Source organism: Pectobacterium atrosepticum (assembly GCA_019056595.1).
Classification (GTDB): Bacteria; Pseudomonadota; Gammaproteobacteria; order Enterobacterales; family Enterobacteriaceae; genus Pectobacterium; species Pectobacterium atrosepticum.
This window is the reverse complement of sequence record CP036163.1, coordinates 4,839,426-4,863,917: the sequence shown is the minus strand read 5'-3', so window position 1 is coordinate 4,863,917 and position 24,492 is coordinate 4,839,426. Positions and strand designations below refer to the sequence as shown.

24 protein-coding genes, 1 tRNA gene and 1 pseudogene are annotated in these 24,492 nt (G+C 49.0%); 19 read left to right on the top strand and 7 right to left on the bottom strand.

Features of this window, described 5'->3' with window-relative positions; translation table 11 throughout:
• The gene (yejF, locus tag DCX48_22625) at window positions 1-1,617 is read left to right on the top strand and encodes a microcin C ABC transporter ATP-binding protein YejF (GenBank protein ID QXE17056.1); all 1,617 of its coding nucleotides are present in this window, start codon (window positions 1-3) and stop codon (window positions 1,615-1,617) included.
• A gap of 40 nt (window positions 1,618-1,657) precedes the next feature.
• Here yejF and DCX48_22620 read toward each other — a convergent pair whose 3' ends face one another.
• The 3 genes from DCX48_22620 to rsuA form a co-directional block, all read right to left on the bottom strand.
• The gene (locus DCX48_22620) at window positions 1,658-2,002 is read right to left on the bottom strand and encodes a hypothetical protein (protein ID QXE17055.1); all 345 of its coding nucleotides are present in this window, start codon (window positions 2,000-2,002) and stop codon (window positions 1,658-1,660) included.
• Window positions 2,003-2,389: 387 nt separating this feature from the next.
• Entirely contained in the window at window positions 2,390-3,580 is a 1,191-nt protein-coding gene (locus DCX48_22615) for a Bcr/CflA family multidrug efflux MFS transporter (GenBank protein QXE17054.1), read from the bottom strand.
• A gap of 40 nt (window positions 3,581-3,620) precedes the next feature.
• A complete protein-coding gene (rsuA, locus tag DCX48_22610) occupies window positions 3,621-4,316 on the bottom strand; it encodes a 16S rRNA pseudouridine(516) synthase RsuA (protein ID QXE17053.1) in 696 nt (231 codons plus the stop codon).
• Window positions 4,317-4,530: 214 nt separating this feature from the next.
• Here rsuA and DCX48_22605 point away from each other — a divergent pair, with 214 nt between their 5' ends.
• From DCX48_22605 to DCX48_22590, 4 genes are all read left to right on the top strand, one after another.
• A complete protein-coding gene (locus DCX48_22605) occupies window positions 4,531-4,770 on the top strand; it encodes a DUF2492 family protein (protein QXE17052.1) in 240 nt (79 codons plus the stop codon).
• Between the two features lie 2 nt (window positions 4,771-4,772).
• Window positions 4,773-6,533 carry a DEAD/DEAH box helicase gene (locus DCX48_22600; GenBank protein ID QXE17051.1) on the top strand — a complete coding sequence of 587 codons (1,761 nt, stop codon included), beginning with the start codon at window positions 4,773-4,775 and terminating at the stop codon, window positions 6,531-6,533.
• A gap of 330 nt (window positions 6,534-6,863) precedes the next feature.
• A complete protein-coding gene (locus DCX48_22595; protein ID QXE17050.1) occupies window positions 6,864-7,148 on the top strand; it encodes a 50S ribosomal protein L25 in 285 nt (94 codons plus the stop codon).
• Window positions 7,149-7,247: 99 nt separating this feature from the next.
• A complete protein-coding gene (locus DCX48_22590; protein QXE17049.1) occupies window positions 7,248-8,396 on the top strand; it encodes a DUF1624 domain-containing protein in 1,149 nt (382 codons plus the stop codon).
• 83 nt (window positions 8,397-8,479) lie between these two features.
• Here the strand turns inward: DCX48_22590 and DCX48_22585 are convergent, their stop codons facing one another.
• A complete protein-coding gene (locus DCX48_22585) occupies window positions 8,480-9,490 on the bottom strand; it encodes a nucleoid-associated protein (GenBank protein ID QXE17048.1) in 1,011 nt (336 codons plus the stop codon).
• Between the two features lie 202 nt (window positions 9,491-9,692).
• Between DCX48_22585 and DCX48_22580 the strand changes: the two genes are divergently transcribed.
• The 6 genes from DCX48_22580 (at window position 9,693) to DCX48_22555 (ending at window position 14,630) form a co-directional block, all read left to right on the top strand.
• Entirely contained in the window at window positions 9,693-9,923 is a 231-nt protein-coding gene (locus tag DCX48_22580) for a DUF1414 domain-containing protein (GenBank protein ID QXE17047.1), read from the top strand.
• Window positions 9,924-9,937: 14 nt separating this feature from the next.
• A complete protein-coding gene (locus DCX48_22575; protein ID QXE17046.1) occupies window positions 9,938-11,686 on the top strand; it encodes a DUF3413 domain-containing protein in 1,749 nt (582 codons plus the stop codon).
• 77 nt (window positions 11,687-11,763) lie between these two features.
• A tRNA-Pro gene (locus DCX48_22570) sits at window positions 11,764-11,840 on the top strand.
• Between the two features lie 187 nt (window positions 11,841-12,027).
• The gene (locus DCX48_22565; GenBank protein ID QXE17045.1) at window positions 12,028-13,278 is read left to right on the top strand and encodes a DUF4102 domain-containing protein; all 1,251 of its coding nucleotides are present in this window, start codon (window positions 12,028-12,030) and stop codon (window positions 13,276-13,278) included.
• Window positions 13,279-13,424: 146 nt separating this feature from the next.
• On the top strand, window positions 13,425-14,309 hold the full coding sequence (locus tag DCX48_22560) for a hypothetical protein (protein ID QXE17044.1): 885 nt from the start codon (window positions 13,425-13,427) through the stop codon (window positions 14,307-14,309).
• A gap of 105 nt (window positions 14,310-14,414) precedes the next feature.
• A complete protein-coding gene (locus tag DCX48_22555) occupies window positions 14,415-14,630 on the top strand; it encodes an AlpA family phage regulatory protein (protein QXE17043.1) in 216 nt (71 codons plus the stop codon).
• A 138-nt stretch (window positions 14,631-14,768) separates the two neighbouring features.
• Here DCX48_22555 and DCX48_22550 read toward each other — a convergent pair whose 3' ends face one another.
• On the bottom strand, window positions 14,769-14,960 hold the full coding sequence (locus tag DCX48_22550; GenBank protein QXE17042.1) for a DUF3950 domain-containing protein: 192 nt from the start codon (window positions 14,958-14,960) through the stop codon (window positions 14,769-14,771).
• Between the two features lie 189 nt (window positions 14,961-15,149).
• On the opposite strand from DCX48_22550, the gene DCX48_22545 reads away from it, so the two are divergent.
• From DCX48_22545 to DCX48_22515, 7 genes and pseudogenes are all read left to right on the top strand, one after another.
• A complete protein-coding gene (locus DCX48_22545) occupies window positions 15,150-15,350 on the top strand; it encodes a host cell division inhibitor Icd-like protein (GenBank protein ID QXE17041.1) in 201 nt (66 codons plus the stop codon).
• Window positions 15,351-15,506: 156 nt separating this feature from the next.
• Window positions 15,507-18,113, top strand: coding sequence for a DUF927 domain-containing protein (locus DCX48_22540; protein QXE17040.1), 2,607 nt, complete (start codon window positions 15,507-15,509; stop codon window positions 18,111-18,113).
• A 788-nt stretch (window positions 18,114-18,901) separates the two neighbouring features.
• Complete coding sequence (locus tag DCX48_22535; GenBank protein QXE17039.1) at window positions 18,902-19,927, top strand: hypothetical protein; 1,026 nt, start codon at window positions 18,902-18,904, stop codon at window positions 19,925-19,927.
• A 227-nt stretch (window positions 19,928-20,154) separates the two neighbouring features.
• Window positions 20,155-20,400 carry a ribbon-helix-helix protein, CopG family gene (locus DCX48_22530; protein QXE17038.1) on the top strand — a complete coding sequence of 82 codons (246 nt, stop codon included), beginning with the start codon at window positions 20,155-20,157 and terminating at the stop codon, window positions 20,398-20,400.
• Window positions 20,390-20,674 carry a type II toxin-antitoxin system RelE/ParE family toxin gene (locus DCX48_22525; protein QXE17037.1) on the top strand — a complete coding sequence of 95 codons (285 nt, stop codon included), beginning with the start codon at window positions 20,390-20,392 and terminating at the stop codon, window positions 20,672-20,674. The genes DCX48_22530 and DCX48_22525 overlap by 11 nt, the downstream gene beginning before the upstream one ends.
• A 45-nt stretch (window positions 20,675-20,719) precedes the next feature.
• The gene (locus tag DCX48_22520) at window positions 20,720-21,079 is read left to right on the top strand and encodes a hypothetical protein (GenBank protein QXE17036.1); all 360 of its coding nucleotides are present in this window, start codon (window positions 20,720-20,722) and stop codon (window positions 21,077-21,079) included.
• A 263-nt stretch (window positions 21,080-21,342) separates the two neighbouring features.
• Window positions 21,343-21,417 (top strand): annotated as a pseudogene (locus DCX48_22515) (integrase).
• Window positions 21,418-21,742: 325 nt separating this feature from the next.
• Here DCX48_22515 and DCX48_22510 read toward each other — a convergent pair.
• Both DCX48_22510 and DCX48_22505 read right to left on the bottom strand, forming a co-directional pair.
• Entirely contained in the window at window positions 21,743-22,072 is a 330-nt protein-coding gene (locus DCX48_22510; GenBank protein ID QXE17035.1) for a hypothetical protein, read from the bottom strand.
• Window positions 22,073-22,131: 59 nt separating this feature from the next.
• Window positions 22,132-22,668, bottom strand: a complete 537-nt coding sequence (locus DCX48_22505; protein QXE17034.1) for a DUF2892 domain-containing protein — start codon at window positions 22,666-22,668, stop codon at window positions 22,132-22,134.
• A 387-nt stretch (window positions 22,669-23,055) separates the two neighbouring features.
• Here DCX48_22505 and DCX48_22500 point away from each other — a divergent pair, with 387 nt between their 5' ends.
• Window positions 23,056-24,459 (top strand): EmmdR/YeeO family multidrug/toxin efflux MATE transporter, encoded by a 1,404-nt coding sequence (locus tag DCX48_22500; GenBank protein ID QXE17033.1) that lies wholly within the window; start codon window positions 23,056-23,058, stop codon window positions 24,457-24,459.
• The last annotated feature ends 33 nt before the right edge of the window (window positions 24,460-24,492 follow it).

The window sequence follows — 24,492 nt, the reverse complement described above, 5'->3', positions numbered from 1 at the left end:
ATGTCCAGTTCACCTTTATTGCAGATAGATGATCTCAGCATTGCCTTCCGCAAAGGCGATCAGGAGCAGCGTGTTGTCGACCAGCTTTCACTGGCGGTGAATGCGGGTGAGACGCTGGCGCTGGTCGGCGAGTCAGGTTCGGGGAAAAGCGTCACTGCACTGTCGGTTTTACGCTTGCTCCCTTCCCCACCCGTGGTTTATCCGCAGGGAGATATCCGCTTTGCGGGGCAATCGCTGCTACATGCCGATGAAAAAACACTGCGTCAGATACGCGGTAACCGAATTGCGATGATCTTTCAGGAACCGATGGTGTCGCTTAACCCCCTGCAAAGCATTGAGAAACAGCTAATTGAAGTGCTTTCGCTCCATTGTGGCATGCGCACCGAGGCGGCCCGTAGCGAAGTCATCTCCTGTCTGGATCGCGTGGGTATTCGGCAGGCTAAAAGCCGATTGAATGATTTCCCACACCAGCTTTCCGGCGGGGAACGCCAGCGCGTCATGATTGCAATGGCGCTGCTGACTCAGCCCGATTTACTCATTGCTGATGAGCCGACAACAGCACTGGACGTTACCGTTCAGGCGCAAATACTGAAATTGCTGAACGAGCTGAAGCGGGAAATGGGGATGAGCTTACTGTTCATCACCCACGATCTGAATATCGTCCGTCAATTGGCGGATAACGTGTCGGTTATGAAATCGGGTAAAGCCGTGGAGCACAACAGCTGTCAGCAGCTTTTCAGCGCTCCGCAGCATCCTTACACACGCCAATTACTGGACGCAGAGCCATCAGGCGAGCCGCTTCCGGTAGAGGATGACGGTGGCCCCCTCCTGCGGGTGGAGCATTTGCACGTTTCATTCCCTATCAAACGCGGCCTTTTGCGCCGTACCGTTGACGAAAAGCAGGTCGTTAATAATATTAGTTTCACCTTACGGCGCGGTGAAAGCCTGGGTTTGGTAGGGGAATCGGGTTCAGGGAAAAGCACTACCGGATTAGCGCTACTTCGCCTGATTCAATCACGCGGTGATATCTGGTTTGATGGTCAACCCTTGCAAGGGCTAACCCGTAAGCAAATGCTGCCCTTCCGTCACCGGATTCAGGTCGTTTTTCAGGACCCGAACTCCGCGCTGAACCCACGGCTGAATGTGGAGCAAATCATTGCTGAGGGATTGATCGTTCATCACAAATTGAGTAAAGAGGCGCAAGAACAACGCGTGGTGGCGGTGATGCAGGAAGTCGGGCTGGATCCCACCACTCGTTACCGTTATCCCTCCGAGTTTTCCGGCGGTCAGCGCCAGCGTATCGCTATCGCTCGGGCACTAATACTGCAACCGGAACTGCTGATTCTCGATGAACCTACGTCGTCGCTGGACAGAACGGTTCAGGCGCAAATTCTGGCCCTGCTGAAGTCATTACAGGAAAAGCACAAAATCGCCTACCTGTTCATCAGCCATGATTTACAAGTTATCCGCTCACTGTGTCATCAGGTTATCGTGTTACGACAGGGTGAAGTCGTCGAACAGGGGGAGTGTAAACAGGTATTCACGCATCCTGCCGAGCATTACACGCGGGAGCTGCTACAGTTTTCATCTGGCATGACGGAAACGCAATCGGCATAAACGAGGAAGTGCCGCAGCGCCAGTCTACTGGCGCTGCGGTTTAAAAAGGATACTGTGCCGATACAGATTCAGCAATAGCGACACCGACATTTTTCAGACGGCACATTGCTGTACTTTCATCATTGCGATGTAAAAACAGACACGGTTCGCTTTCCCATTCCAGAACGGCGCATTCAACCTGTATTTCAAACAGGGATTGATTCAGCTGGCGCATGATTTCCCATGCGATATCGCCATCATGACTCAACAATTTGAGACCAATCAGGTTATTGTCTTCTTCTCTGCCGCTCAGCGGAATCGGTTCAACATTGATACCTGCAAAACCCGATAACCAGCGATAACTTTGCGGCAAACGATGAACCACCGAAAGTTGAAAACTGTCCACTACTGTTTTCCTCAGGTAAAAATTCACAAAATAGCAACATATTTATCATAGTAGCGTGTTCGCGCCATTTCCCGCCACTTTTCGTGAACAAAAAAACAACAAACACATATTTTGCATATCGTGGTAGTGGCTAACTAACCTGATTGCAAGCGCTATTAATGCCAAACTGATCACGAATCGCTCTTCTTTTCCGGCTATATGTAACCTTTTCCATTTAATATCTCAACTCCTTTCAGCTTATTTATTCACTTTTTAGTAAAATATTTTACATTGGCAAAACAAAGGAGAATGGCAGGCTATCGCTGTCAAAAGGAAAATGAGGAATATAAGAGAAGAACAAACTCAGGTGCAGGCACATCTTACCTGCATCTGAAAAGAAGGGGAAAATCAGGACCCTGGGGAACGGTGCGCGTACAGATACAGCAGAAATGCTCCGATCGAACAGAGCGCCATAGATAGTACCATCGGCCAAGCGCTGCTGAATGAAGCCAGTGAGAGGACAACACCTACAATCGCACCAAGACCAAAGCGTAGCGTGCCAGCCAACGACGATGCCGTCCCTGCCATATGAGGGAAATCATCAAGAATAACTGCCATCGCATTCGACGCCACCATCGCAATACAGCCAACAAACAGCGCCACACCAAACACCAGCGGTAAGAAGCCGAGATCGAACAGACAGACAACCACCAAAAATATTCCCATCACAAACTGAATGACCAGCCCTGTGCGGAACATCGCCATAGCACCCAGTCGTCGTACATTACGGCTGTTAAACAGCGTCACCACGAACAGAAAAATGACGTTCAGGGCAAAGTAATAGCCAAAATTCTGAGGAGAAACGCCATACAGGTTGATGTACACAAACGGCCCGGCACTCAGGAAGGAGAACATGCCGCAAAACGAAAGCCCGCTCGCCACCATATAGCTAAACACCCGCTTGTGGCGGAACAGAATAGCGAAATTCCCGATGGTGGTGCGCAGATGAAATTTCTGTCGTTTCGCTGGCGGTAAGGTTTCTTTGATAAAAAAGAAAATCAGCGCTGACGCCAGAAACGCCGCGGCAGAGATCGTCCAGAAAATGGAATGCCAGCTAAACCACAGCAGCAACCAGCCACCGGCAATCGGTGCAATTAAGGGGGCAACAGTCATCACCAGCACGACAAACGACATCATGCGAGAAAAATCATCCCGCGAGAACATATCGCGCATCAGTGCATTAATAACAACCGCCGCGGCGGCGGCAGAAACACCGTGCAGAAAACGCATATAGATCAGCTGCTCTACCGTTTGCGCCAGCGCACAGGCCACGCCTGCGAACGCAAAAACCAGCGTACCGCCGAGAATGACAGGTTTACGCCCTAGGCTGTCCGCCATCGGTCCGTAGAACATCTGGCCAATAGCAAAACCCAACACGTAAGCACTGAGCGTCATTTGGACATGCCCATCGCCCACGCCAAACTCGTTAGCAATGGTCGGCAACGCCGGTAAATACATATCGATAGCTAACGGCATTAGCATCGAAATCAGGCCAAGAATAAAAATCAGCCCGAGATGAGAAGAACGGCGTAATTGCACTAATAACTCCAGATTAGAAAGAAGGTCGTTCTGAATAGTATTATTTTACGCTGGCGACCTCTTCAGCACTTAACTCGCGGAATTCTCCCGGTTCCAGCTCGCTATCCAAACAGATACCACCGATCCGCTCACGGTGTAGCTCCACAACGCGATTGCCCACCGCAGCAAACATCCTTTTCACCTGATGATAGCGACCTTCGCTAATCGTCAACCGAACAACATGATCCGTTATCTTCTCAAGCGTAGCGGGTTTAGTAAGATTCTTCTCGTTATGCAGCTGTACACCCACCGTAAATTGCTCTGCGGTATCCTCAGCCAGCGGCAACTCCAGCGTCACCAGATAGGTTTTTTCACACTCATGTTTAGGTGAGGTAATACGATGCGACCATTGCCCATCGTCAGTTAACAGCACCAGCCCTGTGGTATCGATATCCAAACGCCCTGCGGCATGCAGTTTGTACGCCACCGGCACATCCATAAAATAAAGAATGGTCGGATGATCGGGATCGTCAGTTGAACAAACGTAGCCCTGAGGCTTATTCAACATGAAATAACGTGGGCCGTTTTGCTGTTTCAACGGGTTACCATCAAATTCAACGTTATGCTCAGGGGATAACTTGAACGCACCGCTTTTTACCACTTCGCCATCTACGGTAACACGCTGTGCGTGGAGCTCGCGCGCCACCAGTGAACGACTAATTTCCAGCTGTTGGGATAAAAATTTGTCCAATCGCATTAAAACTGACTACCTATTTCAAAGAAATGCCGGTCTCAAATTGTGAGGCCCTAAATTGTGAGAGGATAGTATACCGAGGCTTTGCCCGCTCGTCCTGCAATTCACCGCCTGTATGTTGCTCTTTTTAGCCAACCCTCATGCTGCGCGCCCCTCGCACTGGGTACTATCAACAGGCATAATAAGGGCAATTTTTTACATTTTAAGGACAATCCTCATGTCATCTATTCACGGCCATGAAGTTTTGCAAATGATGCTCGCGTCCGGTGAGTCATTTACCACTGAACAACTGATTACCACCATAGAAACCCGCTTCGGCAACGCAGCGCGTTTTCATACCTGCTCCGCCGAAAACATGACAGCCTCAATGCTGGTGCAATTTCTGTCTGAACGCGGAAAATTTATCCCGCACGATGCTGGTTTCACCACCAGCGCCAGTAAAATCTGCCAGCACTAGCGATGTCATTCACACTACGGCCTTACCAGCGTGAGGCTGTTTCCGCCACACTCGACTATTTTCGGCATCATACCCAACCGGCCGTCATCGTTTTGCCCACCGGCGCGGGGAAAAGTCTGGTCATCGCCGAACTGGCGCGGCTTGCTCGTGGTCGTGTGCTGGTGCTCGCCCACGTCAAGGAACTAGTCGCGCAAAACCACGCCAAATACTGCGCCTGGGATTTGGAAGCGGATATATTCGCGGCGGGGCTGCAACAGCGAGAGAGCAGGGGAAAAGTGGTCTTTGGCAGCGTGCAGTCCGTCGCACGTAACCTCGATCAGTTCGATAACGCCTTCTCTCTGCTGATCATCGATGAATGTCACCGTATCAGCGACGACAATGATAGCCAATATCAACAAATCATCCAGCACCTGCAAAAAACCAATCCACAGCTGCGGCTACTCGGCCTAACTGCGACGCCCTATCGGCTTGGCAAAGGCTGGATATATCAGTACCACTATCACGGCATGATGCGTGGCGACGAGCGTTGTTTGTTCCGCGACTGCATCTATGAGCTACCGCTGCGCTATATGATCAAGCATGGCTTTCTGGTGCCGCCTGACCGACTGGATATGCCAGTGGTGCAATATGATTTCAGTAAGCTTGTCGCCCGCAGCAACGGATTATTCAGCGAAGCTGACCTAAATCTCGAACTTAAACGCCAACAGCGCATTACGCCGCACATCATCAGCCAGGTTGTCGATTATGCGCAAACGCGACGCGGTGTGATGATTTTTGCGTCTACCGTCGAGCATGCCAAAGAAATTGCAGCGTTGTTACCCGCAGGTCAGGCTGCACTGGTCAGCGGCGATACCCCACCTGCCGAGCGTGATGCGTTGATTGACGCCTTTAAACAGCAGTCGTTGCGATACTTGGTCAACGTGGCGGTACTGACGACCGGTTTTGATGCCCCACATGTCGATCTTATCGCCATTCTACGTCCGACAGAGTCCGTAAGCCTCTATCAGCAAATTGTCGGGCGCGGTTTACGTTTGTATCCGGGAAAAGCAGACTGTCTGATACTGGATTACGCAGGTAACCCACACGACCTCTACACCCCAGAAGTAGGCAACAGCAAACCCCATGCTGGCAGCCAGCCGGTGCAAGTTTTCTGCCCTGAGTGTGGTTTTGCTAACCTGTTCTGGGGCAAAACCACCCCGGATGGCGATATCATCGAACACTATGGCCGCCGCTGCCAAGGCTGGGAAATGGCAGAAAACGGCCAACGTCAGCAGTGTAATTTCCGGTTTCGGTTTAAAGTCTGTCCACACTGTGGGGCAGAAAACGACATTGCCGCACGGCGCTGCAACCAGTGCGACGAGGTATTAGTCGACCCCGACGACATGTTGAAAGCCGCACTGAAACTGAAAAATGCGCTGGTTTTACGCTGTAGCGGCATGAGCTTCGAACAGGGGCAAGATGCAAAAGGTGAATGGCTGAAAATAACCTACCATGATGAGGAAGGTGCTGACGTTAGCGAGCGTTTCCGCCTGCACTCCACCGCACAACGCCACGTTTTCCTGCAACAGTTTTTACGTGTTCATCAACGCGCACCGGGAACGCCATTTAACTGGCAGAATGCCGCCGACGTCATCGCACAGCAGATATCTTTACGCGCACCCGACTTTGTCGTCGCGCGTAAAAACGGGAGATTCTGGCAAATACGTGAAAAGCTCTTTGATTATCAGGGGCGCTTTCGCCGCGCCAATGAACTCCGCGGCTAAGGTATACTCTAAATAATTCGAGTTTCAGGCAGCCGGCAAGTGAGGGACAAATTCGTCGGGAACGAATTTGACCAGCCAACAGCTGGCCTCCGGTGAGAGACAGGATGTCTCTCATTTAATCCCGATGAGCTTACTCTGGTAAGTGATTCGGGTGACAGAACGCTGCCAACGCACATGAAACTTGAAGTATGACGAGTAATGTTGGGATTCATTTGCCCACGAAGCCATATTCCGCTAGAATTTAGCCCGCTTTTGTCCGCAAAAGCTGGATAACCCAACCTGCTGCTGGGTCGCCTGTAGCAGGATTACTTTATATAAGTAGAGAAGAAAATGATTACTATCAAAGCAGAAGCACGTCAAGGTCAGGGTAAGGGTGCGAGCCGCCGCCTGCGTTCCGCTGGTAAATTCCCAGCCATCGTTTACGGTGGTTCAGAAGCACCAGTATCTATCGAACTAGATCACGATTCAGTAAAAAACCAAGAAGTGAAAGAAGGCTTCTACGGTGAAACACTGATCCTGTCTATCGATGGCAAAGAAGTTCAAGTTAAAGTTCAGGCTGTACAACGTCACGTTTACAAGCCTAAACTGACTCACATCGACTTCGTTCGCGTTTAGTTTGCACTGAAGTCGTTTTCCGGGACGCCGGGAAAGAAGAACGCCGCTTATGCGGCGTTTTTTTTATAAAAATTTATTCATTCACAAAGGAATGTGAACATGTCTCGAGATATCTCTCAGCGACTTCTCGCTATCGATGCTCTGCGCGGTCTGGTGATGGTACTTATGCTACTAGACCATGTGCGCGAAACCTTTTATTTACACCTGCAACTCGCCGATCCCATTGATGTCACCAGCACTGATCCTATGCTATTCATCAATCGTACGCTGGCGCACCTGTGTGCTCCCGTGTTTGTCTTTTTAACCGGACTCTCTGCGGCACTTTATCATCAGAAAGTGCAAAATCGTCGGCAAACTGCCCTCTTCCTGTTCCAACGCGGCTTAATTCTCATTCTTCTTGAAGTCACGTTGATCAACTTTGCGTGGACGTTCCAATTCCCACCGCAGGTCATCTATTTGCAGGTGATTTGGGCAATCGGCATGAGTATGCTCGCTCTCAGCGCGCTAATCTGGCTACCTGCTAGCTTGGTTTTCATATTGGGTATTGTTATCGTGGGTGGGCATAATCTGCTGGACCCTCTACATGCTTCAGCAGGTTCCATTTGGTCCATTCCCTGGGCAGTTCTGCACGATCGCGGTTGGATAGCAATCAGCGAAACGTTCCGTATGCGTACTTCATATCCGATACTTCCCTGGATTGGCGTCATTTCACTTGGCTACGCGGCAGGATCACTATACCGAAAAGACGTCTTTCCGCTTCAGCGGCAGAAAGTCTTGCTCGCTCTAGCCGGAACCACGTTAGCGCTGTTTTTCATACTACGTAGTATCAATCTGTATGGCGATAAACCCTGGCAACAGAGTGAAACCATCACGCAGACACTCATGAGTTATTTCAACATCACGAAATACCCGCCATCGCTGCTGTTTCTCTGCCTAACCCTTAGCATAGGGTTTTGCCTGCTCGCTCTGTTTGAGCGTCAGCAACAGAAGCGCTGGCTTGTTATGTTGGCGAATTTCGGTGCCGCACCGATGTTTTTCTACTTATTGCATCTTTATGTTTTAAAAGGCATGTATTTAACCGCTGTTGCGATCTGGGGGGAAAATCAAGGTGAATGGTTCGGCTTTTCCGCCGTTTGGCAATTGTGGGTTTGTACCTTGGTGCTGATGGTCGCGTTATTTTCGCCCGTTCGTGCGTTTGCCCGTTTAAAAGCCCGCCGCAGAGACATCCGCTGGCTCAAATATTTCTAATTGTTATCATTTCCAAACGAGATCAGCTACTGCCCTTTTCCTGACGATAAGAAAAAGGGCAGCGTCGCCTTTTGGCTCGATTTCTACTGCTTACCACCACTCGTCCGACGCTGTAACTGATCGCGTAGATTCGGCGGCGTGCCTTTAATCGTCAACGTATCTGTAGCCGGATCCCAGAAAATCCGCTCGCCAAGTAATAAGGCATCAAAGTTCAGGCTAATGCCGCCACCGCTGCCAGCAAATTTGGTCAACTGACGCAGTGTCCCGCGATCGGCAGGGAAGCTCTCTTCCAGCTCATAGCCCTGATCGGCTGAAAACTGCTGAAAGGTTTTCTCGCCCAGGGGTGGCAGTTCCTGAGACAGCGATGCCAGCTCGATTTCCTCACCAGACTGCAACTGCTCAGTACAGTAGCTATGCACCTGCTGGCGATAATTCTGGCGCTCGTTTTTATCTAACTGCGCCTCATCACAATACTCATCAACCGCTTTCAGCAGGCCACGGTTTTGTGCTTTGGTATCCAGCCCTTCTGACGCGGCCAGGAAATCCATGAAAAAGTCAGACACTTTACGCCCGACGCGCCCTTTCAGGAACGTCAGATAGCGTGTGGATTCAGGGTTAGTTTCCCATTCAGTCAGATCGATACGAGCAATGATATCCGCGTGATTGATATCCAGATAGTGTGTGGTGCTGATATCCAACTGCTCATTAACCCGCATGCTGTTGCAGCTATTAAGCACCGATATCAGCAAATATTCGACGGCAAGATAGCGGTACTGGCAGAACAACACGATGCCACCTTCGGCAAACGGGTACTTCGCCAGTTCGTCACGCAGACGCCCAGTCGCGGCGCGTGAGAAACTCAGAAAGTCCTCATCCCCTTTGCGGCAAGCCCGCAGCGCATCCGCCAGCTCGCTTTGTTCATTAAACAGCCCGTAGGCCTTACTCTTGGCGCTGTAAACGCGATGCAGTTCAGCCATCATATCTTCTACTGCCGCATTGGTCGGCAGCAGAGAATCTCGCAACACCATGTCCAGCGTTTGTTCGTCACGTTTAATTAGCTGATGCAGGGCAATCTGGGCGATATCCAGACTCATGATAAACTCTCCTTTTGGCAAGGCGCGTATTCAAACACTGATACGAGCGACCCGCAACACATAAAGCTGCCCCTTTGCACCTGTACGCGCGCTGAGCGTCTACACTATTTAGTGATAAAAGTACGTTAATGATAAAAGTGCGGAAAAGCATAAGCCTATACGGTAAGATAAGCGACTTTATCCGCTTGAGATACGCCATTTTATGCCACAATCATCCCGCTATAGTGACGAACACGTTGAACAACTGCTTTCTGAGATGGTCAATGTTCTGGAAAAGCACCACGCTCCGACCGACCTTGCTTTAATGGTGCTCGGTAACATGGTGACGAACCTGATTAACACCAGCATCGCACCAGCTCAACGTCAGATTCTGGCGCGTTCTTTCGCTGAAGCCCTACAGGCTTCGATTAAAAAAGCCGATAAAGCTCACTAAATTTTGACCAACGTATGGTAACCAACCGTCAGCGCTACCGCGAAAAAGTCTCCCAGATGATCAGTTGGGGACACTGGTTCGCCTTATTCAACATTTTGCTCACTTTGGGGCTGGGTAGCCGCTACCTGTTTGTTGCCGATTGGCCAACCTCCCTGTTCGGTCGAATTTACGCGCTGGTTAGCTGGCTTGGCCATTTCAGTTTTATCGTCTTTGCCGCCTATCTGCTCGTCATCTTCCCGCTAACATTCATTGTGATGTCGCAACGCCTGCTGCGGTTCCTGTCTGCGGCGCTGGCTACAACTGGGCTGACGATACTGTTAGTCGATGTTGAAGTCTTTACGCGTTTTCACCTGCACCTCAACAGCACCGTTTGGGAGCTCGTCGTCAACCCAGGACAAGGGGAGATCGCCCGCGACTGGCAGTGGATGTTTATAGGCATTCCGTTGATTTTTATGGCGGAGATGTTGTTCGGCACCTGGTGCTGGCAAAAATTACGCAGTCTGAATCGCCGCAACTTTGGTAAACCACTGGCGGGCGTTTTCATCTCGGCGTTCTTCGCGTCGCACCTGATGTACATCTGGGCCGATGCGAATTTCTATCGCCCGATTACCATGCAACGCGCCAATCTACCGCTATCTTATCCAATGACGGCACGTCGGTTTCTGGAAAAACATGGCCTGCTGGATGCGCAGGAATATCAGCGCCGATTGACGCAACAGGGTAATCCTGAGGCGATGACGGTAGAGTATCCGCTCAATAACATCACCTTCCGCGACAACGGCAGCGGCTACAACCTTCTGATGGTGATGATCGACGATACCCAGCCTGAAGCCATACAAAACCGTATGCCTAACTTGTCGCGCTTCGCCTCAGAAAACGTGCGTTTCAGCGATCACTACGATTCGGGTTCTCAGCCAGACGCCGCCTTGTTTAATCTGTTTTACGGCCTCTCGACAACCTATATGGATGGTATCCTGAGTGCGCGTAAACCCTCAGCGTTGATCGCCGCATTAAGCCAGCAGGGTTATCAGTTTGGGCTATTTTCAGCGAACGGCTTCAACAGCCCGCTCTATCGTCAGGCGCTGCTTTCTGATTTCTCCTTGCCCGCGCCACAGCAGCAAAGCGGCGATGCCATCATCACGCAGTGGCAAGAGTGGCTCAATCGCGATAATAATCCCGCGCCTTGGTTCTCTTACGTTGAGCTGAGCAGTGCACCGAAAAATACATCCAGCAAAGACGCAGAGCCAAGCAGCCGAATGAATATTCAGGACGTTGACCGCCAGATTGGCCAAATCATTCGAACTTTGCAGGAAAAGAACATTCTGGATAACACGGTCATCATCGTGACAACCGCACAGAACCAGAATGCCAATACCAGCAACGCGGCACGTTTCACTCGCTCGCAATGGCAAACACCGCTTATTGTTCACTGGCCGAATACGCCGGCACAGACCATTACGAAAATGACGGACAACAAAGACGTCATGACTACGCTGATGCAGCGCCTGCTTCATGTTAAAAACGGCACGGATGATTATTCACAAGGTGAAGACCTGTTCTCTGCCCAACGACGCTATCCGTGGTTGATTAATGGTAATAGCGGCACGCTACTGATCACAACGCCGGAACAAATCATCGTATTGGAAAGCAACGGCAACTACCGGGCTTACGACATGGCGGGAAATCGACTGAATGATGAAAAACCGCAGCTTGCCCTGCTCTTGCAGGTACTAACGAACGAAAGGCGCTTTATTGCCAACTAACTGCTTAAATCTAAAGCAGTCGTTGTAGCTAGCTATTGCAATAAGGTCAGGAAAATGTAGTATAAATGCCATAGCATCGGCACGTAGCGCAGCCTGGTAGCGCACCGTCATGGGGTGTCGGGGGTCGGAGGTTCAAATCCTCTCGTGCCGACCAAATACAACTTCGGTTAGTATCGTTTACTACCGGAAACCCCACAGAAACCCGCATTCTCACTGAGTTTGCGGGTTTTTTGTTGCCTGTTATCTATCGGGATACCCCGTTTACAGCCGGAAATTTTGGGACTACATTTGGGACTATATTAGCGTAGTCCCATAAAACCGTAGTCCCAAAGGTAACGATCATGGCAATTCAGACAAAGCGCCTCACAAACACGGAAGTCAAAGCCGCTAAAGCAATAGACAAAGAATTGTCACTGCATGATGGAGGCGGGCTGCTATTGTTCGTCAAACCTTCCGGCACAAAGACATGGCGTTTTCGCTATTACCAGCCACAAACTAAAAAACGCACTACGTTGACGTTTGGTAGCTATCCGGCAATTTCTTTGGCTGATGCCAGGCAAATGCGGGAAGCAGCCAAAGCACTCTTAGAAAAAAGTATCGACCCACAATTCCACCAGCAACAGCAGCGCGAACAAGAACAAGCCATCAACCTAAATACATTCGCTAAAGTCTCCGCTGACTGGTACGAATTAAAAAAGTCTCAACCGCTGGCCGAGAACACCATTAAAGATATTTGGCGTTCGCTAGAAAAATACGTGTTCCCGTTCATCGGAACCTTACCGATAACCCAGCTTACCGCTCGTCACTTCATCAGCGCGCTGGAGCCGATACAGGCCAGTGGCAAACTGGAAACCGTCAAGCGGGTAAGTCAGCGAATTAACGAGGTGATGGATTATGCGGTTAACTCCGGGCTAATTCCTGCGAATCCCGCCGCCAAGATCCGCAAAGCGTTTCAGACGCCGGTGAAAACTCATATGCCGACCATTCGGCCAGAGGCATTACCTGGCTTGATGAAAACGCTATCGGTCGCCAGCATTGAGTTACAGACCCGCTTATTGATTGAATGGCAGCTACTCACCGTTACCCGCCCTGCCGAAGCCGCTGAAACCCGTTGGAGCGAGATAAACCTTAAAGATAACACCTGGACGATCCCCGCTGGCCGCATGAAGATGCGCCGTGATCACATTATTCCTCTGCCCCCGCAGGCATTAGCCATTCTGGACGCCATGAAGCCCATCAGCGGACACAGGGAATACCTGTTTCCTTCCAGTAAAGATCCCAAGCAGCCGATGAACAGCCAGACCGCTAATGCCGCATTGCGGCGTATGGGTTACAAAGGTGTACTGGTATCCCACGGCCTACGCGCCATATTCAGTACCGCCGCCAATGAAGAAGGGTTCCCGCCAGATGTGATCGAGGCCGCCCTCGCCCACGTAGACACTAACGAAGTGCGCCGTGCCTATAACCGCTCCACCTATCTGGAACAACGCAAGGTGTTGATGTGCTGGTGGGGCGAATTTGTCGAAACAGCCGCAACGGGGAAAGTGATGGCGTCGGAAGGAGCCAGAGGCTTACGCGTCGCGAATGGCTAATACTGTATTTATATACAGTTAGTTATTGATTCCTGTTAGTTGCCCTCCTAAAATGTGGTTATCCGGTGAAAACAGGCAGAACCGAGAATCCCATACCTGAATACTTTTCTCCGCAACTGGCACAAGATTCACGGATAGGGAGCATCATGAAAAAGCTGTTTAAGCTCAAAGAGTGGTTAACATTAGAAGAAACTGCCCGCAGGTTGACAACCAGCTTTCAAGAAGAAGTATCCATTGCAGACTGTCTTCAACTTGCACTTGATGGTCACATCATCATTTCAGCGCTAATAGAAAAAAACCGCTATGGTATGTGGGCTGAAAAAAGAAGCCCTCTTAGCAAAGAGCTTTTAGCAGGGTTTAACAAATTCTTATTAGAGAAAGGAGTGCTTAAGGAAAATCCTCACGTGCTGGATGATGCAGTTGAGGCAATATCAAATAGGATGCCTATACGCATGTCTCGATATGGGGAAGTATTTCGCCTTGAAACAGGCATCTATGATCTACCGATGATAGGGGCTGAAGTATTGGATGTTTTGCACCTTTGTTCTATTCACCAAGGAAGAGAGCCAGCAACCTTTATTAATCTGGATGGACCGTTTTTAATTGATGACGAACGATATATCAGCATAGTCGAACCTTTCATTGAGAAAGCTGTTGGATACAAAATGGATGACGCAGGAAAGCTAAGATTATTTGATGAAAAAAGAAAAGAATTCGTAACACCAGATAATTATCACTCATCGTTTTATCCCGCAGATGGATTACGTGATGTCGAATTTGTATTTCGGCGCGTAAATATTGAGCAGTTTGAAAAGCAGCAGTTGGATGAATATACCGATCTCAATCTGAATGAAAGCCTTTTCGTCATTGGCGCGATTATTGATGCACTAAAAAATACATCGACCAAATCAAAAAGATGGACACAAGATAGCCTGAAGCTGGAAATAGTCGAGAATACGGAGAACATCAAAAACCGCACTCTGGACAACTACTTTTCAGAAGCGAATAAGTTCTATAAATCAAACTGTTAAGTTTGCAGCGAAAATCAATTTTTCGTTGCGATGCCAATTCCCTCACTCTGTTATTGAATAGCCTCATCGACCGGATACGACCGGTCATTGATGAGGTATATCGCTATGAACCTGTTAGACAGAAAAATCCTGTTAAAGAAAGAAGTGAAAGCCATTCTGCGCGTTAGCTCAGACAGCAGCTTTCAGGAAATGATCAATGCCGGAGAATTCCCAAAAGGGTTTCGGGTTGGCTTACGGCGCGTAGGATGGTTCGAGGATGAAGTTAGCGATTGGTTAAGGCAACGCATTGCCGAACGTGACCAGCAAACCGAAACCGCATAAGCCGACACATACATTATTATTGCCGCGATAGCGGCATATCGGAATCAAAAATATGATGTTCCAAAAATCTGGCACTGGCTGGAACGGGCATTGTTACGCCCAAAATCAGCACTCCAGCTATTTAGAAAAACGCTCAAATCACGGTTTTGATTTATCGTCTTTTTCCGCTTCTAACTTACGTCCGCAGGCATCCAATACCCACGCAGAAAAATTAGCGTTGGGGTTGCCTACTTTTTCACGCGCTACGCTGGCATCAATTTCATCAATAAGTTCGTGTGGGAAACGGATTCCCTTTTTAGTGGATTTACTATTGTTATTGCCTGTAGCCATGCCTAACTCCGTTAAAGACACTGACGGTACTATGCCTGAAAAATTGAAATTTAAAGTGCTTGACGTGTGCGCACACCAAGAATTATCCTGTGCGCACACCTTGATTAAATTCAAGGTTAACATAACGAAACCCGGCAGTGCAGCAACACGTGCCGGGCTTCTGACCACAGCGTTAAAAGGAGTAACGTCATGGCTGATTCACAGTCTACCCAAACTCGCCTTAAATTTCAGTATCGCTTTCTGGTACACCCCTACTCTCCGCAGGCAAAAACATTTTGTCGTCTATCCGTTGAAGCCTATTCAGAGCAAGAAGCACGGCAAATGCTGTCTCCGTGTTTTGCATTTGCTTTCGCTGCTCGTATTCCCGTGCAGGAGGTGCGCCATGTTTGATAACACACCGCTGGAACAGGAAGAACTGATCGATCAGTGTCGTGCATTGGCTTATGCCATCGTGGAGTTAAGGGAACCACAGGCAAAAGAGATCCTGATGTTCATTCTTGCCGAACGGCTTAATGCGCTCCACCGAGCGCAGGAGGACGAAGCCGCATGAGCAACACGTTTATTCAGGACGTGCGGGCAAAAGCCAACGGCCATTGGGAAGGGATTTTGCAGCGATTAGGCATCCCGACCAATCGGCAGGAAAGTGAATGCCCCAACTGTGGCGGGAATACCCGCTACCGTTTTGACGATAAAGAAGGTCGTGGCACTTATTTTTGTTCTCACTGCGGTGCAGGAACCGGGCTGGATCTGGTGATGAAAGTGAATAAGTGTGGTGCAAGACAAGCAGCGGAACAGGTCGCCGAGGTGCTGTCGCTTCCGTTGCCCGTCATTACCCCCGCCAGTGAGAAGCCTGATAATCGCACGATTACCGAACGGGTGAATTCGCTGGTGGCGAAATCGGTATCCGGTCAATCTAACTATCTACTGAATAAGGGGCTGCAACGCCCCTCACTACTCTTAGATGATGATTCCCTGTTGCTGGTGCTGCAAAACATGGACGGAACCACCACTGGCGCACAGCTTATCAAACCTAATGGTGAGAAAAAGCTGATTGCCGGTAGCCACAAGAAAGGCGCATTCATTCCCGTTAGTACCCTACCCGAACACACAGACACGGTGATCATTGCCGAAGGATACGCCACGGCGCTTACGACATCGTTACTGATGCAAGGTGTCGCTATCAGCGCGTTAGACAGCGGGAATCTGATTCACGTTGCGCGGTCTTGTCGTACAGTCTGGCCGGACACCAAAATCATCCTGGCTGCGGACAATGACAACAAACCTGATGGTAGTAACACCGGAAAAATCGCGGCTGAAAAAGCGGCACTAGCGGTAAACGGTTGGGTGACACTCCCGCCGACAACTGAAAAAGCTGACTGGAATGATTACTACCAGCAGCATGGCGCGGCGGTATCGATATCGGCTTTTGCTGCTTCACTTTATCAGCCAGGACAAAAACAGCAGCCATCTTCCGCTTCCCCCTTAAAACCTTACGCAGATATTCGTCATGGTGGGCTGTATTGGGTAGAGCCGAAGACTGACCATGACAGCGGCGACATTATCGCGCGTGAAAGCTGGCTGTCTGATCCTATTACGGTAGCGGGTATCGGATCGGATGAATCAGAGCGTTATCTGGTTTTAAGCTGGACGCCAAGCGGTGAGAGCCAATCCCGCACCGAAGCCATTCCAATGCGAGATATTGGCGAACGTGAAGGCTGGGCGCGATTACGTGCGGGTGGGCTGGCAGTCACGGCCAAAGGCGGGTTACGGGCAATACTGGCCGATCACTTGTGTCGCAGTCATGCGGGTTGCCGCTGGGCAATCGCCAGCGCCACCGGCTGGCAACATGGGGCATACCTGATGCCGGATGGTTCCGTTATCGGTACACCAAGTATTCCCGTCTTGTTCAACGGTAAATCAGGTGCAGCCAGAGGTTATGCCACCAGCGGAACGGCGCAAAGCTGGCGTGAAAACGTCGCAGCACTGGCACAGGGTAATCCCTCCATGATGCTGGGGATCACCTGCGCCTTTGCCGCACCGCTTATCGGGCTGGTAAACGCGGACGGGTTCGGCGTCCACCTGTTTGGCGGTTCCTCTGCGGGCAAAACCACCACCGGCAATATCGCCTCTTCCGTCTATGGCGATCCTAACGCGCTTAAACTAACGTGGTATTCCACCGCGTTGGGGCTGGTGAACGAAGCCGCCGCCCATAATGACGGCTTTATGCCGTTGGATGAAATCGGGCAAGGCAGCAATCGTAAAGCCGTGGCCGATGCCGCCTATGCGCTGTTTAACGGCGTGGGTAAGATTCAGGGAGCCAGAGAAGGCGGCAACCGAGAGCTAAAACGCTGGCGGGCAATGGCGTTCAGTACCGGCGAGATCGATCTTGAAAGCTATATCCGCGCTGACGGGGGGCGGGTGAATGCCGGTCAATTGGTGCGCTTGCTGAACGTCCCAATCACCAAAGCAGCGGTATTTCATGGCTATCAGGACGGCAAAGCCCATGCCGACGCAATCCGGGATGCCAGCAACGCCCATTATGGCGCAGTTGGTCGGGCGTGGATCGCCTACCTTACCAGCCAGAAAGAAAATGCGCTGGCAACCTACCGTGAAACAGAGCGGCGCTGGTTATCACTCTTACCCGATGATGCCAGCGAACAAGTGCGGCGTGTGGCATCACGTTTTGCCGTACTGGAAGCCGCTTTGTTGCTCTCAGCCTCTTTTACCGGCTGGACGGCGCAAGAATGCCACGATGCGTTACAGCATAGCTTCTATGCCTGGGTAAATGAATTTGGCATGGGCAACCGTGAGGCCAAAGCCTGGGTAGAACAGGCCGATGCTTTTTTGCACCAGTTTGGCTACAGCCGTTATTTACCTCACCCCAACCCTGATCCACGCGATTTACCCATCAAGGATCTGGCGGGGTATCGGGTGAAAAAGCCGGGAGCCGATACACTGGTGTTTCACACCTTCCCCGCCGTGTTCAATAACGAAATTGCCGTAGGTGCGAATGCCGCCGCGTTTGCGCAGGTGCTGGCCGATGCCGGAATGCTGGATAAACCCGCCAAAGGAATTACACGTAAATCACTGCGCATTGACGGCAAGCAGCCGCGCTTTGTGGTGCTAATGACGCTCGACGACGAGGAAGAGTAAATTACGCGTAAGGTAAAATAAGGTCGGTTCGGTAGGTTCAGTCGGTTCATTTTTTTAATACATTGATTTATCGTTATTTTTATTTGAATAGTGAACCGACCCTGAACCGACTTTAGCCATTTTGAACCGACCTAACCAAACACCCCTTTTCTGGCTGGCTTGGTGAACCGACTTACACACCGCGTGAACCTACCCATAGGTCGGTTCAATTCTGAAAATAATTATCCTATCTATCAATCAGTTGATTGCGTGAACCGACTGAACCTACCGAACCGACCCACTTTTGCTTATCTATAAGAATTTGCGCACACAAAAATCATGATGGGTCAAACCATTGCCAGCAAGAAAATGCGCAAAACGGCACTGAACAAGTACGGAAAAATGCGCAACATGGTACGCAGTTGTGCACATTGCTGTGCGAACTGCGTACCTCGCTGCAACCCGCACCACGCCTCATTTTATTCAATTTGAAATCAATTTTTTGGTCGGTACGCATGTATAGAAATGCTAAGGTTTTTTGCGCAGTCGGCACGGCGGGATATGGTATGGGGAACATGCTTAAAATAGTAGATTGGGGACGGTTTCGATCTATGACCGAGTCAAACACTACTAGAGATCGGCTAAACTCGACGGTCTGCTATGTGCCCGAAGCAAACATTGATAATATTCTCGGGGGTTATATCTGTGATTGTTTTAGATAATACTATATAGCTAGACTTAAACTGGCATACTGTTTATCTTGTATTATAAATATTGCCATATGAATTTAAAACTAATCGAGAGATGACATGGATACTTTTCATAATATTTTATTTGACCACATAGAGAGTCTTTTTAATGAGAATTCTGATTTATCTAGCGACATTGACATCGAAAAGGTTATTAATATTCTAATTCCCGAAATGGCAACCATCGTTAAAAAATCTCTTATTGGCTCTACTAATACAATGCTTAGAGAACATCGTTCTCTTTCAGATGAGTTTGTTGCGAGAAATATTTCAAGATGGGCAGAAGCTTTTGATTTGCTCGAAACACTCATAGTGATATGTACGGAGTCCGGTGAAGAATTCAATAACTCTTATAGACCACAGGCTGCCTCTGAAGATGATTTAGTTTTTGATTTAGTCGTTCGACATCATGCCAGAGCTTGCCATATCGCCAACGAAATATTGTGTCTACTAAAAAATGGATTCGCAGATGCTGCTCATGCGAGATGGCGAGCACTTCATGAAGTAGCGGCTACAGCTATGTTTATAGCAAAGCATGGAAAAGAGTGTGCTGAGCGCTTTTACCAACACGAAGTGGTTGACTCATACAATGGAATGGTGGAACACAAAAAGTACGAGCACCGGTTACAAGAAAAAGGTCCAACTATTGAAGAAGTAGCTGAGTGTAAAGTTCAATTTGATCTATTAATAAAAAAATATGGTAAAAAATACGCAGATAATTATGGATGGGCATCTTATCTTTTCCCTAACCATAATAAAGTAGGATTTGGAGCCATTGAGAAAGATGTTCAGTTAGAACACATGCGTCCTTATTATAAGTGGGCGAGTCAGAATATACACACTGGCTCTAAGGCGATGAGAAATAGGCTTGGTCTCTGTGAAACTGATGAGGATATATTACTGGTCGGTCAAAGTAATTCAGGAATGACTGATCCAGCCCATGCTACTGCTATTAGTTTGATGCAGATTACTGTGACAGTTTTATTTTTAAAACCAACCATTGACCATATCGTCATTTCAAAAATAATACAGAATTATTCTCATGAAGTTGGAAATATTTTTCTTAAAATTGATAAGGGCAATTAAAAATTGCAAAAGTGATAATATGTTCTTTTTTTTTCACTAGTAATTAAATGTTTTTAAAGTTACTAGCTCACACCTATCGAACGTCCGCGCCTCGCTTAACAGACGCCAGCGGCTAATCCATACCTGCAAAGAGAACAACATTCCAGCTACCATTGAGTAGTCACTTGCCTCTCTCTTCTCACCTTATTACAATGTATACAAAACACACAATGTAGTGAGGCAACTGTATGGGTGTCATGTCCGTTCGATTGAATGATGAAACAACCGCGCAACTTGATGCGCTGGCTAAAGCCACGGGACGTACCCGCTCTTTTCTCGCTGGACAAGCCATTGAAGACTATCTTGCGCGGGAAGCCTGGCAGATAGCAGAGATCGAGCAAGCTATTAAAGAAGCCGATGCGGGCGATTTCGTCTCATCAGATGAGATGAACAATCTGTTTAAAAAGTTAGGTACGGCAAGACATGGAAATTAAATGGCTGCGTAAAGCCGCGGCCAATTTGGAAGCCGAATACTTCTATATCGCGCAAGACGATCCACAGGCTGCCAGCCAGTTTGTAGATGAAGTCCAAAGGTTAACGGAATTACTACCGCAACAGCCAGCAATGGGAAGGCCAGGCCGTGTGCCAGGAACGCGTGAGCTAGTGTTAACGCACTATCCCTACATCATCCCCTACCGCGCGAAAGATAATATGATCCAGATTCTACGCGTCTTTCATACGCACAGGCGTTTACCATCAAAATGGTGACAACCTTTAACGAACGTACATCCACCGACTAACCGCCATGCAACCATGAAAAACGACAAAAAACACACCCAACAATCAAGATCGTCTGGCTGGGGCGGGAAACGTACCGGCGCAGGCGCTCCCATAGGTAATACCAATGCAGTGAAACATGGGGAACGCAGCCGCCAGGCATTCTTTCCGTTGGCGGGTGATAATGGGCAATTCACGCAGTTGCAATTGCTACGAGTAAGAAACCTACTCCTTGCCGAACGTGTCGGCGAGTTGATGCACAGATCTCTTTCTTTGGGCACGGCCGAGTGGCGTGAATTTATGTTGCTAGATGGGATTTTATGGCAACACACCCGAAAAATGATGGTGTTGGAGCGTCGTAAAGCAAAATTAAATTTACAGCACAGCCAGCGCTAAAACCAGCGTATACAACGGGCGAGACATAGCCATTTTTAAACTGACTTTTCTCTATGGGACTACGATTGGGACTATGATGTAAAAACTAAAAACACAAATTATTTAAAAATCATAACATTAAAAAACAAATTCAATTTCTCTCGTGGCATTCTCACTGAGTTTGCGGGTTTTTTGTTGCCTGTTATCTATCGGGATACCCCGTTTACAGCCGGAAAATTTAGTTATACGCTTAGTTATACCGTCTCATATAACTACAAAAGCGTATAACTACCCCACTGACCAATACCGAGATCAAAGCCGCCAAACCTGCCGAGAAGGAATACACGCTACAGGACGGAAAAATGAGTACATTGCCACATCGAGGTTACTTTGCTCGAATCTCTTCCTGCCACAACGCCCGTTTTAAAGTTCAATTCCGATAGACACGATCGCGCACTCCTGAATAGTGTAGAAATATAGTCGGCACACCAGTTAACCATGCTGCCTGTAATGATTAAACATCGATATCAACAACCTATTTATAAGCGAGTTCTTCCCTTATCCATCAAAGGATTGAGCGTGTCTATATAGTATTTTTTCGGTTTCAACGAACGTGAATCCAGATGAGATGATCTAACTAAAATCGAGGGCTACTCTCCGTGATTCCGAGTTAGCCCCCTGACATCAATCGACAACAAACAGTTTAGCACCCGTCTCGGTGTAGGAACGGTGAGCTTCCGCGTTATCCGCAACCTGATAGCTCATTCCCGGCTTGAGAACAAAAACACGACCGTCGTCTAATTCCGTATGGAGTTCACCCTCAAGGCATAGCAGGATATGTCCTTTTGAGCACCAGTGATCTGCTAAATATCCGGGGGTGTATTCGACAATCCGGACTCGAATATTATCAAAATGCTGTGTCCGCCAATACGCAATCCCCGACTCACCCTTATGTTCAGTGGGTTCTATTTGTGACCAATCAGTCGTACCAAACGGAATGTTCTTCATGTCCATGTTACTGCCCCTATTCTTCTAACGTTGTTAGTTAACACTCCGCGGACTATCCCGGCAAATCAGCGTTTGGCACCACCGTTCCACGGCATCTTCATTAACAATTTTGCCATGCCGCAAAAACCTGTAATTCCAGCAAACAGCAGCCCTACCCCTACAAAACCAGAGAGCAGGAAGAACGTGCTGTTTACGCTGTAACCCAGTAATACACCACTCAGAATAAGTGCGCCAGCGGCGATTTGGACCTGTCGCATGATTTCAATTGGTTGTTTATTATTGATTTCTGTTGGAAAACCCGCCTTTTTCCAGGCAGTCATTCCACCATTAAGTAAAAAAGCCGTTGCAGGAAACACAGACTGCACCAGAATCTCAGCATTCTGTTCTGAACGCATGCCAGACAAACAATGAAAAATCACAACCTTCCCTTCCCTATCCTCTCCAGTAAGAGGATATCCAGCGGAGGAATTTAGCGGGTGCGATTTCGCCTGCGCAATGTGCTCGCGGGCATACTCTTCCGGCTGGCGAATATCGATAAGTATCGCGCCTTCATCTAACAATTTGTGAGCCTGAGCGGGTGAAATGGCAAGTGGTGTTGACATGATCGTGAGCCTCTTTTGAGCCGTTGAAACCCGTCATAATGCATCACTCAACACGGTGTTCCGTCGGCAAGGAAGGTGATATCGCAGATTGTATGCGTGCCACCATTAATTTAGGTAAACCTAATTAAGTAAAATCTAAATTAAATAATGACTACATGCAACAACTTTCCATGCTGGGAAAGCAATCCAAGCTGGACATCAATTTGCCGGCTGATACTCTGTAAATAGAAACGTCATTTTAAAAATAGCCATGCTGCACCGATCGTACAAAATGGATCAGTAACGGTATGGATAAGCACCGTGCAGAAATAACGCTATTTGCGAGCCACCTTATGGCTCTGTTTACCTTGCCGACTGGGAAACTTGAGATCTATCCAAGACCGTTTCATGAAAAAATTAAAAGATACAGACTGGTATAAAAAGCGTTACTCCAACCGCGTTCTCTTCTGGAGAGAAATCTCGCCGCTAGCCTTCCCCATCTTTATTGAAGGTCTATGCGTCGTGCTCATGGGGGTTTTCAGCACTTTCCTGGTCAGTTGGTTGGGGAAAGAGGCCATGGCAGCCGTCGGCCTGGCTGACAGCTTCAATATGGTTATTATCGCCTTCTTTACCGCTGTCGCCTTGGGGACCGCCGTTGTTGTCGCTTTCAGTCTGGGCCAGCGCAATAGAAAGCAGGCACGTTCTGCCGCTCGCCAATCAATGTCATTACTCGTCCTGTCATCATTTCTGTTAGTTGCTCTGGTTGAATTCGCCGGTTCTGCAATCATCGATCTGATCGCAGGACAGGCCGATGAACAGGTGAAGGTGCTTGCTCTCACGTTTCTTCGCTGGACGGTATGGGGATATCCCGCTGTCGCCGTTGCGCTAGTCGGCTGCGGCGCACTGCGGGGCGCGGGTAACACTAAATTGCCTATGGTCATCAACATTGGGATGAATATCCTCAATATTGCCATCAGCAGCCTGCTAATCTACGGCGCATTTTCCTGGGATGGTATCGGCTTTATTGGCGCGGGCATTGGTATTACCATTTCACGTTACATTGGGGCGGTACTTGTTATTCTGACGCTGATGCACGGTTTTAACGGTGCGTTGCGCATTCCCTTCAAGTCTTACTTTGCACCTTTTACCCTATCGATCCTCTATGAAGTGCTCAGCATCGGCATTCCCGCCAGCATTGAATCCGTGATGTTTAATATCGGCAAGCTCATCACCCAGCGTTTTGTGGCAGGTATGGGGACCGAAGTCATTGCCGGAAACTTTATTGCCTTCTCCATCTCAACGCTGATCAATCTTCCTGGCAATTCGCTCGGTGCAGCCGCCACTATCATCGTTGGCACACGATTAGGGAAAGGCCAGATTATGCAGTCTACTCGACAGCTGAAGCACATCTTCTGGCTGTCCAATATTGGGTTATGTACTCTTGCCATACTGTCGGTGCCCAGCGCCAGCTTTTTGGCGTCGTTTTACACCAATGAGCCAGAAGTGATCGAGGTGGCAAAACACCTTCTGTGGCTCAACGCACTATTTATGCCAATCTGGGCTGCATCCTGGGTGCTACCCGCCGGGTTAAAAGGCGCGAAAGATGCCAGTTACACCATGTGGGTGGCGATGGCAGGAATGTGGGGATGCCGTGTTATCGCGGGATACATCCTCGGCGTGATGCTCGGCCTTGGCGTGATCGGCGTGTGGATGGGGATGTTCTTTGACTGGATTGTACGCGGGTTCTTCTATTACCGCCGTCTGATGAGCGGGCGCTGGCTATGGCGCTATCGCCCTCCGACTGATTCATGATAGCGAGCGGAAACCCGCTCGCTTACAACAAAA

Excerpts from the sequence above, each read along its gene's own strand:
- yejF (QXE17056.1), top strand. The coding sequence starts at position 1 with ATGTCCAGTTCACCTTTATTGCAGATAGATGATCTCAGCATTGCCTTC.
- rsuA (QXE17053.1), bottom strand. The coding sequence starts at position 4,316 with ATGCGATTGGACAAATTTTTATCCCAACAGCTGGAAATTAGTCGTTCA.
- DCX48_22605 (QXE17052.1), top strand. The coding sequence starts at position 4,531 with ATGTCATCTATTCACGGCCATGAAGTTTTGCAAATGATGCTCGCGTCC.
- DCX48_22600 (QXE17051.1), top strand. The coding sequence starts at position 4,773 with ATGTCATTCACACTACGGCCTTACCAGCGTGAGGCTGTTTCCGCCACA.
- DCX48_22595 (QXE17050.1), top strand. The coding sequence starts at position 6,864 with ATGATTACTATCAAAGCAGAAGCACGTCAAGGTCAGGGTAAGGGTGCG.
- DCX48_22590 (QXE17049.1), top strand. The coding sequence starts at position 7,248 with ATGTCTCGAGATATCTCTCAGCGACTTCTCGCTATCGATGCTCTGCGC.
- DCX48_22585 (QXE17048.1), bottom strand. The coding sequence starts at position 9,490 with ATGAGTCTGGATATCGCCCAGATTGCCCTGCATCAGCTAATTAAACGT.
- DCX48_22580 (QXE17047.1), top strand. The coding sequence starts at position 9,693 with ATGCCACAATCATCCCGCTATAGTGACGAACACGTTGAACAACTGCTT.
- DCX48_22575 (QXE17046.1), top strand. The coding sequence starts at position 9,938 with ATGGTAACCAACCGTCAGCGCTACCGCGAAAAAGTCTCCCAGATGATC.
- DCX48_22565 (QXE17045.1), top strand. The coding sequence starts at position 12,028 with ATGGCAATTCAGACAAAGCGCCTCACAAACACGGAAGTCAAAGCCGCT.
- DCX48_22560 (QXE17044.1), top strand. The coding sequence starts at position 13,425 with ATGAAAAAGCTGTTTAAGCTCAAAGAGTGGTTAACATTAGAAGAAACT.
- DCX48_22555 (QXE17043.1), top strand. The coding sequence starts at position 14,415 with ATGAACCTGTTAGACAGAAAAATCCTGTTAAAGAAAGAAGTGAAAGCC.
- DCX48_22550 (QXE17042.1), bottom strand. The coding sequence starts at position 14,960 with ATGGCTACAGGCAATAACAATAGTAAATCCACTAAAAAGGGAATCCGT.
- DCX48_22545 (QXE17041.1), top strand. The coding sequence starts at position 15,150 with ATGGCTGATTCACAGTCTACCCAAACTCGCCTTAAATTTCAGTATCGC.
- DCX48_22540 (QXE17040.1), top strand. The coding sequence starts at position 15,507 with ATGAGCAACACGTTTATTCAGGACGTGCGGGCAAAAGCCAACGGCCAT.
- DCX48_22535 (QXE17039.1), top strand. The coding sequence starts at position 18,902 with ATGGATACTTTTCATAATATTTTATTTGACCACATAGAGAGTCTTTTT.
- DCX48_22530 (QXE17038.1), top strand. The coding sequence starts at position 20,155 with ATGGGTGTCATGTCCGTTCGATTGAATGATGAAACAACCGCGCAACTT.
- DCX48_22525 (QXE17037.1), top strand. The coding sequence starts at position 20,390 with ATGGAAATTAAATGGCTGCGTAAAGCCGCGGCCAATTTGGAAGCCGAA.
- DCX48_22520 (QXE17036.1), top strand. The coding sequence starts at position 20,720 with ATGAAAAACGACAAAAAACACACCCAACAATCAAGATCGTCTGGCTGG.
- DCX48_22510 (QXE17035.1), bottom strand. The coding sequence starts at position 22,072 with ATGGACATGAAGAACATTCCGTTTGGTACGACTGATTGGTCACAAATA.
- DCX48_22505 (QXE17034.1), bottom strand. The coding sequence starts at position 22,668 with ATGTCAACACCACTTGCCATTTCACCCGCTCAGGCTCACAAATTGTTA.
- DCX48_22500 (QXE17033.1), top strand. The coding sequence starts at position 23,056 with ATGAAAAAATTAAAAGATACAGACTGGTATAAAAAGCGTTACTCCAAC.